Origin of the sequence: Ensifer sp. PDNC004, from assembly GCF_016919405.1 — a bacterium.
Taxonomy (GTDB): domain Bacteria; phylum Pseudomonadota; class Alphaproteobacteria; order Rhizobiales; family Rhizobiaceae; genus Ensifer.
Window position 1 is genome coordinate 1,807,866 of record NZ_CP070353.1, and the last position, 11,997, is coordinate 1,819,862.

Below are 11,997 nucleotides of genomic sequence, written 5' to 3' on the forward strand. Positions count from 1 at the left end.
GGCTGCTGCCACAGGCCAATCCCTCGCCTCAAGATTGCGCCTCGACGGCATCTTCGGCTTTGATTGAAATCAAATCGAAGCGCTGCGCGCGCATGGCCCCACTCGAAATGAGGTAGGGCGACAACAATCACTGTCAACGCGCGTCGAACACAACATCAAGTGACTGACAGTCTTCCGTGAACGAACGAGGCGGCCCATATTCCGAGCAGTTTCGACGAGACTGAAACGGCGAACCGGCCGTAGCTTCGATGCCAAGGAGACCGATATGACCTCGCAGGAGACTTTCCACATGCCGACCGACCATGCGCTTGCCATGCCCGCGCATGTCGAGCATGCGCATCTGGTCGTCCAGGATCTGCCGGCCGTTTCCGCCTGGTATCAGAAGATCATGGGCCTGAGCCCGATTGAAGCCAGCAAGAGCGGCGAGACGCTCGGCGTCAATGGCCGCCCGCTGCTGACGCTGACGACCGAGGGCAACGCCGCGCGGGCACCGCGCAACGCGCCCGGCCTGTTCCACAACGCCTTTCTCGTGCCGAACCGCGAAGAGCTCGGCCGCTGGCTCGCCCATATCGCACACAACAATGTCCGGCTGCAGGGCGCGTCCGACCACCTGGTCAGCGAGGCGATCTACCTCGCCGATCCCGAAGGCAACGGCATCGAAGTCTATCGCGACCGACCGCGGGCCGAATGGAGCTTCAAGGCCGACGGCACCGTCGGCATGGATACGCTGCCGCTCGATCTGCAGGCGCTCTACGACGAAGCGCCCAAGGACAATTGGGGCGGCATGGCGGACGGGACGGCCATCGGCCATATCCACCTGCAGGTTTCCGATATTCCTCAGGCCGACGCCTTCTTCCGCGACGTTCTGGGCCTGGGGCTGATGGCACGCTATCCCGGCGCGAGCTTCTTCGGCGCGGGCAAGTACCACCATCACGTCGCCGCCAACATCTGGAACTCGCGCGGCGCGCCCAAACGCGAAGGCCACATGACCGGACTGTCGGACTACACGATCCAGTACAAGGAGCCGGCTGAACTCACGGCAGCGCTTGCGAAGCTCGAAGCGCTGGAAATCGCCGTCAGCCGCAACGGCAGTGGCCACAGCCTCGTCGATCCCTGGGGCATCGGCCTCAAGCTCGTCGCCTGATCCTCTCTCCCAGGCCACAGACGCCTTTGCGCCCGTGGCAAACTTGCCGACCGCAGCCGCCTCAGGCGCTGCGGTCGTATTTTTGCTGGGCTTGCAGTACGGCCTCGATGTTCTCCTCCGCCCAGCGCGTCAGCGCCGCGACCGTCGAGGTCAGTGTGCGGCCGAGCGGCGTGATCGCATATTCCACCGTCACCGGCACCGTCGCAAAGACGCTGCGGCTGACGGGCCCGTCCCGCTCCAGCTTCTTCAGGGTCTGCGACAGCACCTTCTGCGAGACGTCGTCGATCTCACGCTTCAACTGGTTGAAGCGCACCGGTTTTTCATCGAGCTTTCCGAGCACCAGCACGGCCCACTTGTCGGCAAGCCTGTCCAGCACCAGCCGCGACCTTTGGCCCGGCGCTCGACGGCATCGACCGCCTGTTCGCGCTGACACCGGCGGGATATCTCGATCCGGTCGGGCTGGTCGGACCGATCATGGCCGCCGCTGCCGCGCGAGGCGTCAAGGTTGTGCTGATGACCGTCATCGGCGTCGATGCGGACGACAAGATCCCCTATCGCCAGCTTGAACTGCAGCTCGAGAAAACCGGAACGCCCTTCGTCATCGTGCGGCCGAACTGGTTTTCCGACAATTTCCAGGGCTACTGGATAGAAGGTATCCGCCACGGCGCCATCGCGGTTCCGGCGGCCGAAGGCAAGACGAGCTTCATCGACACCCGCGACATCGCCGATAGCATCGTGGCAGCGCTGACGAGCGACACCTTCAACGGCCGCGCCTTCAACCTCACCGGGCCGGAAGCGCTGAGCTATGGCGAGGCGGCAGCGATCCTGTCGCGCGTCACCGGCAAGCCGGTCGCCTACACGCCGGTCGATGACGGGACCTTCGTCGGCATGCTGGTCGGCGCTGGCGTGCCTGAGGACTACGCCCGCTTCCTCGCTTCGATCTTCCATCCCGTGCGCGAAGGCTGTGTGGCAAACCCGACCGGCGATGTGAAGACGCTGACCGGCCACGCGCCGCGCAGCCTGGAAACCTACGCCAGAGACAATTCCGCGGCCCTCAAGGCCTGACCGGCCCCACACAATGGTCGCCCGTCCACACCCGGGCGGCCTGCGTCAACACGCCGCTGGATAGTTCGCCGACAACCGATCAATAAACTTGAGTATAACACTCACATATTTTAACCGCATGCCCAACCGGCCTCGCCCAAGGCCGCATACATGCGGAGTTAATAATATGAAAAATAAGAATTTTCTTGCGGCTGCCCTGGCAAGCAGCACACTTCTTTCGAGCCCCGCGCTGGCGGTGGATTTTCGTCCGCAGGCGGAAATCGAAGGCGGGTTCTTCAGCGGCGGGTCAGCTGCCGGCGGCGGCTTCTTCCTCCCCTTCGTGCTCGATTCGGGCAATGCGATTTTCATCGATACACGCGGGACCATTGCCAATGACTCCGTCCGACAGGGCTCCATCGGTGCGGGCTATCGCTTCCGCGCCAACGACCAGTGGGTCATCGGCGGCTATGGCTACTACGACTATCTGAAAAGCGACTACGGCAATTCCTTCAGCCAGCTGTCCTTCGGCCTCGAGGCGCTCAGCGGCGACCTCGAAATGCGCAGCAACTTTTACCTGCCATTGACCGGCGCCAAGACGCTGAGCGCCTTCAATGCCGCCTATGTGCGCGACCATGTGCTCGTCTTCCAGGAAGGCAAGGAACGGGCGCGGCGCGGCATCGACGCCGAAATCGGCGGACGCCTGCCTGTTTTCGCCGAAGACTCCAACGTTCAGCTGAAGGTTTTCGGCGGCAGCTATTGGTACGGCGGCCGCAACCTCAGCGACATGTTCGGCGCCAAGCTGCGTGCAGAGCTGACCTTTGCCGACCTGCCGGGTCTTTCCGAGGGATCGACTGTCTCGCTCGGCGTGACCGGCACCTATGACAACGAGGACAAGCTGAAGGGCGCCGTCATGGCACGGCTGCGCATCCCGTTCGGCGCGACCGGCTCGACCGCAGACGCCTTCGATCCGATGACTCAGCGTGTCGAGCGCGCCACCCGCATCCGCACCCATGCCGGCGCCACCGGCGACGTCGAGGCCGCGCAGCTTGCCGGCACCGGCCGTAACGCCGGCCGGGTGGTGACCGTTTCATCGGCCTCCGGCAATGCCTCCGACATCAACGCCCTGATCGGCGCTGCCGGTGCCGACGCGCTGATCCTTGCAGACGGCAACCTCGGTCTCGACCGGACACTCGCGCTCGGCAACGGCCAGACGCTCCTCGGCGGCGGCGGCGCAATTGCCGTTAGCGGCGCGCGCAGCGGCGCGACCGCAACTTTCGTCAACCGGGGCGCAGCCACGACGATTACCGGTTACAACCCGGCCCAGGACGTCATCGCCATGGCGTCGGGCAGCACCATCTCGTCGCTTTCGGTCCGCGGCGGTCTTGCCGGTATTTCGGCGGCCGATTCCAAGGGCGTTACCGTCGACAATGTCGATATTGCTGCGACCAACCATGACGGCATTCGCTTCACGCGGGTCGATGGCGCGCTGGTCCAGGACAGCCGCATTCACGACCTCTACATCTGCGAAAACAACACGACCTGCGAATTCTCGATCTACAACCCCAACAAGGCGCCCTATGCCGCCGTCAGCTCCGTCGGCAGCCGCAACGTAACGGTACGCGATACTGTCATCGACAAGGTCACCTATGGGGTCTTTGCCGGCGGCGAGTTCAGGAAAGTCGGACGGACCGACTACGAACTGGTCACCGGCACGCAAAACGTCACGCTCGATAACGTGACGATCAGCAACTCCCGCCGCGAAGGCGTGCTGCTCGTCGCCGGAAAGGATGTCAGCCTCAACCGCGTGACGGTCGACAATGCCAAGCAGGACCGGGACATGGATCTCGTGGTGCTGCAAGGCACCTCCAATGTCGCGATCAACGACATGCGGCTCTTTGGCGGCATCAACGGGCTGATGCTGGTCTCGAGCCCGAACCTCGATGCGACGACCACCAACGTCAACGTCAAGGGACTGACCGTCGACGGCACCCGCAACGCCGGCATCTTCTTCAATCCGGTCTCGGGGATTTCGTTCGAGGACGTCAAGGTAACGAATGCCGGCACCTATGGCGCCTTCATCTACGGCAACGAGTTCGAGTTCCTTGGAGGACCGGTGCGCGACATCGTGCTGAAGAACATGACCGTCGACAAGGCCGGGAAGGCCGGCCTCTACTTCTCGGGCCCGACCGAAGACATCACCGGCAATGTCAGCGTGACCAACACGCCGAAGGATTGCCTGCTCGACAACGGTTGGTCGGCTGGGACGATCACCCAATCGCCGGGCTCGGTTCTGACCGTCAACGGCGTCAAGCTCGACCAGGGCAACGCCGCGGCCCGTTGCCGCTGATAGCCGAAGCCACGCCCGGGCGGCCGGGCGTGGCTCTTTTTGCCGGTTTTCTTCGGTGCACTATGCCGGGCGGTGGCATTCGAAGGTGACGACGTGGTCCCCGTCCTTTGGAGTACGGCCGAAGGTGTAGTCGCCGGAAACGGCGAGATCGACGAAGCCGGCCGCCTGCAGCGTCAGCGCCATTTCCTGAACGCCCCACCAGCGCATGGTGAAGAATTCAAGCTCGCTCGACGCCAGCCGACCCTCTTGCCAGAGGTCGTAACGCAGGTGGGATATGGTCGTCTGACCGATGATATCGGTCTTCACCCGCTGGCTGGTCAGGGTCAAAAGCTCACCCGCCTCCGTCTGCCAGCTGCGCACATTCGGCTGCAGGTCCGCGACCATGTCGCCCGGGTAAAGATCGAAGATCAACCGACCACCCGGCCCCAGGTGATCGTAAAAGCGCTTCAATACGGCTGATGCCGCTGCATGATCGGCGATCAGCTGCAAGGAACCGGCGGGCACGACAATCGCCTCGAAGCGCTCGTCGTAGCTGAAGGTCTCGAAGGTCTGGCGCGACAGGGCCGGCGCAAAGCCGCGGCCAGCACATTGGGCGAGGCAATAGTCGAGCATGTCCTGCGAAGCATCAAACCCGGAGACATCGAAACCGGCCTCCAGCAACGGGATCAACGCTCGACCGTTGCCGACAGCCGGTTCCAGTATCGGCCCACGACAGCCGTGGAGCCTCTGCCGGTAGTACTCGATGTCGCCGAAGGACTTTCCAATATATTTGTCTAAATTATAAACATGAGAGGCAAGTCTACCATAGGTATTGTTCACGATACCTCAGCTCCCGATAACACAAAGCAACGCCGCGCCTTATACAGGAGTACGTGACCAGGGGTTGTTGCTTGCCGGCCACGCCTACGGTTTATCGTCGCCGCCCAAACGCGTCAGAAGCGCGCCGGCCGGATGAACTTGCCGTAGACCCAACCCTCCTGCCAGTTTCCGTTGCGCTGAGGATCGTGCCAGATCTGGCACCAGGTGGCCCGCACGGCCTGGCGCTGGGCGGAAACCGACCAGCGGGCGATGCGCTTCAGATCGACGCCGTTCATGCAGCGGCCGGTCATCTGCAACTTCGTGCCGTTGGGATAGCCGGCGCGGATCGCCGAGGAGGAGGATGGCCAGGCCCGCGCGTTGAGCACGTCGTTCCAGTCGACACCCGACACTTCCCAGGCGACGAACGTGCTTGCGGTGGCGGGAAGTGCAGCGGAGAGCGCCCCGGCCAGGATGGCCGCCGGCATCAATTTGTTGAACATGCCCATCTCGATTGCCCCTTGGTCAGGCCGCCGTTTGTGCGGCAGGAAACAGAATGCGGCCCCTCGCCTGAATTGCAACTGAATGGATTTCACGACGGGAATGCCGCCCTATCCGAGAACGACCTGGGCGAAGCCGCCCGTCCCGGTTTTCCGGGACGGGGCTTCGTCAGCCTGGTAGGCGGCAGACGACGCCGACCAGCCGCGCGACCACTGGGCGGACCATGAGCACGCAGAAAAAGGCGACGGGCATGGCAAGCGCGTAGGAACCGAGCACGCGGGCCGGGTAGCCGGCGTCGATGCCGGTGTTGGCGCCGACGATGACGCAGCACATCAGGAACGCCATGATCGCCGACATGAAGAAGGCGAAGGCAATGGGCGCCGCGCGCGGCGGCAGCTTGCGGCTACGCGCGAGCCGCGGCGCCGATAGGGTATCTTCCATCGGAAGTCTCCTGGTTTGATCGAGGGGACCACCCCCTCGTTTCTGGCCGCACTATATGGATCGCGTCTTAGCCAGGTAGACCATTGCAGCCTTGTTCAGAAACAGTCAAAACCATCGAATAGAAGTTTCTATTCGATGGATTGTATTATGGACACTTTGCGCGGCGTCGAGAGTTTTGTGAGAAGCGTCGAGGAAGGCAGCATCGCCGCGGCGGCGCGAAAGCTCGGGATTACACCCGCTTCCGCGAGCCAGAACATCGCCCGCCTGGAACGCACGCTCGGAAGCCGGCTCTTGAGCCGAACCACGCGCCAGCTGGGCCTGACCGAGAGCGGGCGGATCTATTACGAGCGGGTGCGCGGCGTCGTGCACGAGCTGGAGCTTGCCGCCGCCGCCGTCTCGGCACTCAGCGCCGAGCCGCGCGGACCGCTCAAGATTGCCTCGTCCGTCGCCTTCGGCCGGCACGTGGTTGCGCCGCTCGTTCCCTCCTTCGCCGCCAGATATCCGGATGTCTCGATCGAACTCGTCGTCACCGACCGCGAGATCGACCATATCGGCGAAGGCATCGACATCAGTGTGCGCTTCGGCCTGCAGCTCGAACAGGGGCTGATTGCCCGCAAGCTTGCCTCCGTGCCGATGATCATTTGTGCGGCCCCCGCCTATCTGGAGCGACGCGGCCGCCCGCAGCGGCCGGAAGATCTCGCGCACCACGATTGCCTCGTCTACCGCTATGCCGGGCATGGCCGGATCTTTCGCTGGGCCTTTACCCGCGACGGCCTGCGCTTCGAGCCGGAGCTGAAGGCGACGATCGTCAGCAACGATATCGACACGCTCGCCGAGATGGCGATCGCCGGCGCCGGCATCACCCGGCTCGGCGCCTTCATCGCAGCGCCGCTGATCGAACGCGGGCTGGTGGTGCCGCTGTTCGGCGAACTGCCGCGGGAGGGATTGGCCAGCACCGACCACGAGCCCTTCGACTTCTACGCCTGTTTTGCCGACCGCCAGGCGCAAACGCCGAAGGTGCGCGCGTTCATCGAGCATGCGGTGCCGAGCCTGAAGGGGCGCTGGTAGGTCTTATCCACCGGTGGCAGGGACCGCAGCGGCAGCCGTTTCCTTGCGCACGACCTCGACGCCTCGCCGCTGCTTCAGCCGATAGCCGACCTCGACGATGGCGTGAATGGCCGGGATGAACTCCGCGCCGAGCTCACTGAGGCTGTATTCCACGGAAGGCGGCGACGTCGGCATGATCCGCCGCTCGACAGCCCCCTTCTCCTCAAGCTCCTTCAACCGGGTGCTCAACACCTTTGCGGAAATGCCGGGCACGTCGATCCTCAGTTCGCTGAAACGGCGCGGCCCGGCGCTCAAGGACCAAAGGATGTTCGGCGTCCATGCGCCACCGAGCAGCACCATGCACTCGCCGACCGGGCAGTTCGGCGGCAAGGCCGCAGCCCGATTTTTCCGAATTTTCAAGCTCATGGGCAAAACTCTCCAGTTACCGCCGGGAAACCGGAAAGGGAGGTAACATAAGGTTATCTGATATACAAATGTTATCGCTTCGGCTTAGGTTCCGCCGTCTCGACAAACGAGCAATCATTTCAGAAGGAACCAGATCATGAAACTCTATTACGCCCCCGGCGCCTGCTCGCTTTCCCCCCATATCAGCCTGCACGAGGCCGGTGCCGACTTCGAGATCGTGCGGGTCGATACCAAGACGCATCGCACCGAGACCGGTGCGGATTACAAGGCGGTCAACCCCAAGGGCTATGTGCCGGCGCTGGTGCTGGAAAGCGGCGAAGTCGTTACCGAAGGTGCTGCCGTCGTTCAGTACATCGCCGATCGCTTTCCGGCGGCCAAGCTTGCGCCCGAAAACGGCACGCTGGCGCGCACCCGCCTGCAGGAACAGTTGAACTTCATCGCGTCGGAACTGCACAAGGCCTTCTCGCCGCTGTTCAACCCGACCGCATCCCACGAGGCAAAGGAGGCAGCCACGCTGCAGGTGGCGAAACGCTTCAGCCATGTCGAAAGCCTGCTTGCGGACGGGCGCCTTTACGTGCTCGGGGAGGCCTTCTCCGTCGCCGACGCCTATCTCTTCACGGTCGTGAACTGGAGCGGCGGCACCGGGATCGCGCTCACGCAATGGCCGCATCTCGCCGCCTATATGCAGCGGATCGGCGCACGTCCTGCCGTGCGCACCGCAATGCAGGCAGAAGGCCTGGTCGCGGCATGAGTGCGTCACCGAAGGATCCGCAGTTTGCAGCCGTCATCGACGTCCTCCAACGCTACTTCGACGGGCTCTATCGCAGCGACGCCGACATTCTCAGGCAGGTCTTCCACCCGAAGGCGCTCTATGCCACCGCGACGGACGGAACCCTGCTCGAACTCGACATGGACAGGTACTTTCCGATCGTCGAAAAACGTCCCTCGCCCGAAAGCCGAGGCGAAGCGCGCATCGACCGTATTCTTTCGATCGAGTTCGCCGGCCCCGTAACCGCGTTTGCCAAGGTGCAATGCGCCATCGGCGAGAAGGCCTTCACCGACTTTTTGTCGCTGGTCTTTCTTAACGGCCGCTGGCAGATCATCGCCAAGGTCTTCCACTACGACATCGCATCAGCGCAATAGGAGAAGCATGTGCCCTATGTGAACATCAAGATCACCCGCGAGGGTGCAACCGCCGAGCAGAAAGCAGCCCTGATCAAGGGTGTCACCGATCTGCTCCAGACCGTACTCAACAAGGATCCCGCCACCACATTCGTCGTCATCGACGAAGTCGCGCTTGAAGACTGGGGTGTCGGCGGGCTGCCGGTTGATGCGTACCGGCGAAAGGTCGGCGAAAAATCGTAGCAACACGCTGCCCCTACCCACCACGATGGAAGGGGCAGCCGCCCACCCGATGCCGCGGTGATCCGCGCGCAGCTCGATTGCGCTTGATCGCTTTCGACAGGGTCTCTATCTCATTGTCTCCCGCCGCATTGATCCCGGAGACGTATCTTGTCCGTATTCAGCAACCTCCCCAAAGCTCCCGTCGCCGCAAAGAAGCCGGTCAGCGACACGCGCCACGGCATTACCCGCACCGACGACTATGCCTGGCTGCGCGCGGACAATTGGCAGGCGATGTTCAAGGATCCTTCGATCCTCGATCCGGATATCCGTAAGCATCTGGAGGCCGAAAACGCCTACATGAACGCGGCGATGGACGACACGAAGGCGCTGCAGAAGACGCTGTTTTCCGAGATGCGCGGCCGCATCAAGGAGGACGACAGCTCGATCCCGGTCAAGGACGGTCCGTTCGCCTATGGTCATGCCTATGTCACCGGCGGCGAACAGCCGCGGTACTTCCGCATTCCCCGTGACGGCGACCACCAGGACGAGGCAATCCGGCAGTTGCTGCTCGACGGCGACAAGGAAGCGGAAGGCAAGGCCTATTTCCGCCTCGGCGGCCTCGACCATTCGACCGACCACAGCCTCGGCATCTGGGGCTATGACGACAAGGGTTCGGAGTATTTCACGCTTCGAGTGCGCGACCTCGCAACGGGCGAAGACCTGGCAGACGTGATCGAGAACACAGGTGGCGGCGGCGCCTGGGCGCCGGATGGCAAGAGCTTCTTCTACACGGTACTCGACGACAATCACCGCCCGTCGAAGATCTTCCACCATATCCTCGGCACGAACCAGGCCGACGACCGGCTGGTTTTCGAGGAAACCGATCCCGGCTTCTTCATGTCGGTCGGCGGCTCCCTGCTCGACGACTTCATCTACATCGACATCCACGATCACGAGACCAGCGAGTACCGGCTGCTCTCGACCAAGGATCTTCTGGCTGAGCCGAAGCTCGTCGCCGAGCGCGTCACCGGCCTCGAATACTCGATGACCGAAGGCGGCGACGTCTTCTACATCCTCACCAATGCCGATGGCGCCAAGGACTTCAAGATCGTCGAAGCGCCGGTTACAGCACCCGGCAAGGAGAACTGGCGCGAGGTGGTGCCGCACAAGCCGGGCACGCTGGTCCTCAGCCACATGGCCTATGCCCGCCATCTCGTCTGGCTGCAGCGCCGCGAAGGCCTGCCGGAGATCGTCATCCGCGACCGCAAGACCGGCGAGGAACATGCGATCGCCTTTGCGGAAGAAGCCTATTCGCTCGGTCTTTCGGGCGCTGCCGAATACGACACCGACGTCATCCGCTTCTCCTATTCCTCGATGACCACGCCGTCGCAGCTCTTCGACTACAACATGGCGACGCGCGCCCGCACGCTCTTGAAGACCCAGGAAGTGCCTTCGGGCCACAACCCGGACGACTATGTCACCCGCCGCGTCTTCGCGCCCTCGTGGGACGGCACCGAAGTGCCGGTGACGCTGCTTTACCGCAAGGACACGCCGCTCGACGGTTCGGCGCCCTGCCTGCTCTATGGCTATGGCGCCTATGGCATCACCATTCCGGCCGGCTTCAACACCAATTGCCTGTCGCTTGCCGATCGCGGCTTCGTCTATGCAATCGCCCATATCCGCGGCGGCAAGGATCGCGGCTTTGCCTGGTACGAAGACGGCAAGATGGCCAAGAAGACCAATACCTTCAAGGATTTCATCGCTGCCGCTGACTATCTGAATCAACAGAAGTTCACGTCCTACGCGAAGATCGTCGCAGAAGGCGGCTCGGCCGGCGGCATGCTGATGGGCGCGATCGCCAACATGGCGCCTGAGAAGTTCACCGGCGTTATCGCGGCCGTCCCCTTCGTCGACGTGCTCAACACCATGCTCGACGACACCCTTCCGCTGACCCCGCCGGAATGGCCGGAATGGGGCAACCCGATCGAGAGCCGGGAGTTCTACGACATCATCACCGGCTACTCGCCCTACGACAATGTCGAGGCGAAGTCCTACCCGGCGATCCTGGCACTCGGTGGCCTCACCGATCCGCGCGTCACCTATTGGGAACCGGCCAAGTGGGTCGCGCGACTGCGCGAGAAGACGACCGGCAGTGCGCCGATCCTGTTGAAGACGAACATGGACGCCGGCCATGGCGGCGCGTCGGGCCGCTTCCAGCGGCTCGAGGAAATCGCCTTCGAATACGCCTTTGCCATCAAGGTCGCCGGCAAGATGTAAACGGATCGGGATGAGGAACCTGTTTGCGGTTTCCTCGTCCCTTTCTTACCTGATCCCGGAGGTCCCGCCATGTCCGTCCACGTCGCCCTGCTGCGTGCCGTCAATGTCGGCGGTACGGGATCACTTCCAATGGCCGACCTCAAGGCGATCTGCGAGGGGCTCGGCTTTACCGACGTCAAGACCTACATTCAGAGCGGCAACGTGCTGTTCCGCTCCGATCTGCCGGCGGCAGAAGCAGCCGCAATGCTGGACAGCGCCCTTCAGGAAAAGCTCGGTAAGGCGCCGGGCGTAATGATCAGGAGCGGCGCGCAATTGCAGGCGATCGCCGATCAGGCACCCTTCCCGAACGCCAAGCCCAATCTGCTGCTTGTCGTTTTCCTGCGCGAGCCGGAACCATCAGACGCGCTCGACAAGCTCGTGGCGCCCGATGGCGAAGAAACCCAGGTTGCCGGAACTGAGATCTATATCCACTTCCCGAACGGCTCCGGCCGGTCGAAGTTCAAGCTGCCGGCGGCCAAGTCCGGCACGGCGCGCAACCTCAACACGGTGCGCAAGCTTGCTGCGATGGCGCTTGAGATGGAAGGCTGACGCTCCTCAAAAGGCGCCGTTCCGAACGGAAGACCGCTTCACA

13 protein-coding genes and 1 pseudogene are annotated in these 11,997 nt (G+C 63.0%); 9 read left to right on the top strand and 5 right to left on the bottom strand.

What is annotated here, in order from left to right:
- Positions 1-265 precede the first annotated feature (265 nt).
- On the top strand, positions 266-1,144 hold the full coding sequence (locus JVX98_RS17050) for a VOC family protein (RefSeq protein ID WP_205239260.1): 879 nt from the start codon (positions 266-268) through the stop codon (positions 1,142-1,144).
- A gap of 61 nt (positions 1,145-1,205) precedes the next feature.
- Here JVX98_RS17050 and JVX98_RS17055 read toward each other — a convergent pair whose 3' ends face one another.
- Positions 1,206-1,520, bottom strand: coding sequence for a helix-turn-helix domain-containing protein (locus tag JVX98_RS17055; RefSeq protein WP_246765035.1), 315 nt, complete (start codon positions 1,518-1,520; stop codon positions 1,206-1,208).
- Between the two features lie 2 nt (positions 1,521-1,522).
- On the opposite strand from JVX98_RS17055, the pseudogene JVX98_RS17060 reads away from it, so the two are divergent.
- Positions 1,523-2,209: pseudogene (locus JVX98_RS17060) on the top strand (NmrA family NAD(P)-binding protein); the annotation flags it as partial.
- 166 nt (positions 2,210-2,375) lie between these two features.
- Entirely contained in the window at positions 2,376-4,535 is a 2,160-nt protein-coding gene (locus tag JVX98_RS17065; RefSeq protein WP_205239262.1) for an inverse autotransporter beta domain-containing protein, read from the top strand.
- 60 nt (positions 4,536-4,595) lie between these two features.
- Here the strand turns inward: JVX98_RS17065 and JVX98_RS17070 are convergent, their stop codons facing one another.
- From JVX98_RS17070 to JVX98_RS17080, 3 genes are all read right to left on the bottom strand, one after another.
- The gene (locus tag JVX98_RS17070) at positions 4,596-5,354 is read right to left on the bottom strand and encodes a trans-aconitate 2-methyltransferase (protein WP_205239263.1); all 759 of its coding nucleotides are present in this window, start codon (positions 5,352-5,354) and stop codon (positions 4,596-4,598) included.
- A 113-nt stretch (positions 5,355-5,467) separates the two neighbouring features.
- A complete protein-coding gene (locus tag JVX98_RS17075) occupies positions 5,468-5,833 on the bottom strand; it encodes an SH3 domain-containing protein (RefSeq protein ID WP_156134166.1) in 366 nt (121 codons plus the stop codon).
- A 166-nt stretch (positions 5,834-5,999) separates the two neighbouring features.
- A complete protein-coding gene (locus tag JVX98_RS17080; RefSeq protein ID WP_192447482.1) occupies positions 6,000-6,272 on the bottom strand; it encodes a DUF2798 domain-containing protein in 273 nt (90 codons plus the stop codon).
- Positions 6,273-6,419: 147 nt separating this feature from the next.
- On the opposite strand from JVX98_RS17080, the gene JVX98_RS17085 reads away from it, so the two are divergent.
- Complete coding sequence (locus tag JVX98_RS17085; protein ID WP_205239264.1) at positions 6,420-7,340, top strand: LysR family transcriptional regulator; 921 nt, start codon at positions 6,420-6,422, stop codon at positions 7,338-7,340.
- Positions 7,341-7,343: 3 nt separating this feature from the next.
- Here the strand turns inward: JVX98_RS17085 and JVX98_RS17090 are convergent, their stop codons facing one another.
- On the bottom strand, positions 7,344-7,745 hold the full coding sequence (locus JVX98_RS17090) for a helix-turn-helix domain-containing protein (protein WP_192447484.1): 402 nt from the start codon (positions 7,743-7,745) through the stop codon (positions 7,344-7,346).
- Between the two features lie 136 nt (positions 7,746-7,881).
- Between JVX98_RS17090 and gstA the strand changes: the two genes are divergently transcribed.
- The 5 genes from gstA to JVX98_RS17115 all read left to right on the top strand — a co-directional run bounded on the left by gstA (position 7,882) and on the right by JVX98_RS17115 (position 11,954).
- Positions 7,882-8,496, top strand: coding sequence for a glutathione transferase GstA (gstA, locus tag JVX98_RS17095; protein WP_205239265.1), 615 nt, complete (start codon positions 7,882-7,884; stop codon positions 8,494-8,496).
- Positions 8,493-8,888 carry a nuclear transport factor 2 family protein gene (locus JVX98_RS17100; RefSeq protein WP_192447486.1) on the top strand — a complete coding sequence of 132 codons (396 nt, stop codon included), beginning with the start codon at positions 8,493-8,495 and terminating at the stop codon, positions 8,886-8,888. Before gstA ends, JVX98_RS17100 begins: the two co-directional genes overlap by 4 nt.
- Positions 8,889-8,897: 9 nt before the next feature.
- On the top strand, positions 8,898-9,110 hold the full coding sequence (locus tag JVX98_RS17105) for a 4-oxalocrotonate tautomerase family protein (protein WP_192447487.1): 213 nt from the start codon (positions 8,898-8,900) through the stop codon (positions 9,108-9,110).
- Positions 9,111-9,257: 147 nt separating this feature from the next.
- Complete coding sequence (locus JVX98_RS17110; RefSeq protein WP_205239266.1) at positions 9,258-11,366, top strand: S9 family peptidase; 2,109 nt, start codon at positions 9,258-9,260, stop codon at positions 11,364-11,366.
- Positions 11,367-11,435: 69 nt separating this feature from the next.
- On the top strand, positions 11,436-11,954 hold the full coding sequence (locus JVX98_RS17115; RefSeq protein ID WP_205239267.1) for a DUF1697 domain-containing protein: 519 nt from the start codon (positions 11,436-11,438) through the stop codon (positions 11,952-11,954).
- Positions 11,955-11,997: the final 43 nt, after the last annotated feature.

Excerpts from the sequence above, each read along its gene's own strand:
- JVX98_RS17050 (WP_205239260.1), top strand. The coding sequence starts at position 266 with ATGACCTCGCAGGAGACTTTCCACATGCCGACCGACCATGCGCTTGCC.
- JVX98_RS17065 (WP_205239262.1), top strand. The coding sequence starts at position 2,376 with ATGAAAAATAAGAATTTTCTTGCGGCTGCCCTGGCAAGCAGCACACTT.
- JVX98_RS17075 (WP_156134166.1), bottom strand. The coding sequence starts at position 5,833 with ATGTTCAACAAATTGATGCCGGCGGCCATCCTGGCCGGGGCGCTCTCC.
- JVX98_RS17080 (WP_192447482.1), bottom strand. The coding sequence starts at position 6,272 with ATGGAAGATACCCTATCGGCGCCGCGGCTCGCGCGTAGCCGCAAGCTG.
- JVX98_RS17085 (WP_205239264.1), top strand. The coding sequence starts at position 6,420 with ATGGACACTTTGCGCGGCGTCGAGAGTTTTGTGAGAAGCGTCGAGGAA.
- JVX98_RS17090 (WP_192447484.1), bottom strand. The coding sequence starts at position 7,745 with ATGAGCTTGAAAATTCGGAAAAATCGGGCTGCGGCCTTGCCGCCGAAC.
- gstA (WP_205239265.1), top strand. The coding sequence starts at position 7,882 with ATGAAACTCTATTACGCCCCCGGCGCCTGCTCGCTTTCCCCCCATATC.
- JVX98_RS17100 (WP_192447486.1), top strand. The coding sequence starts at position 8,493 with ATGAGTGCGTCACCGAAGGATCCGCAGTTTGCAGCCGTCATCGACGTC.
- JVX98_RS17115 (WP_205239267.1), top strand. The coding sequence starts at position 11,436 with ATGTCCGTCCACGTCGCCCTGCTGCGTGCCGTCAATGTCGGCGGTACG.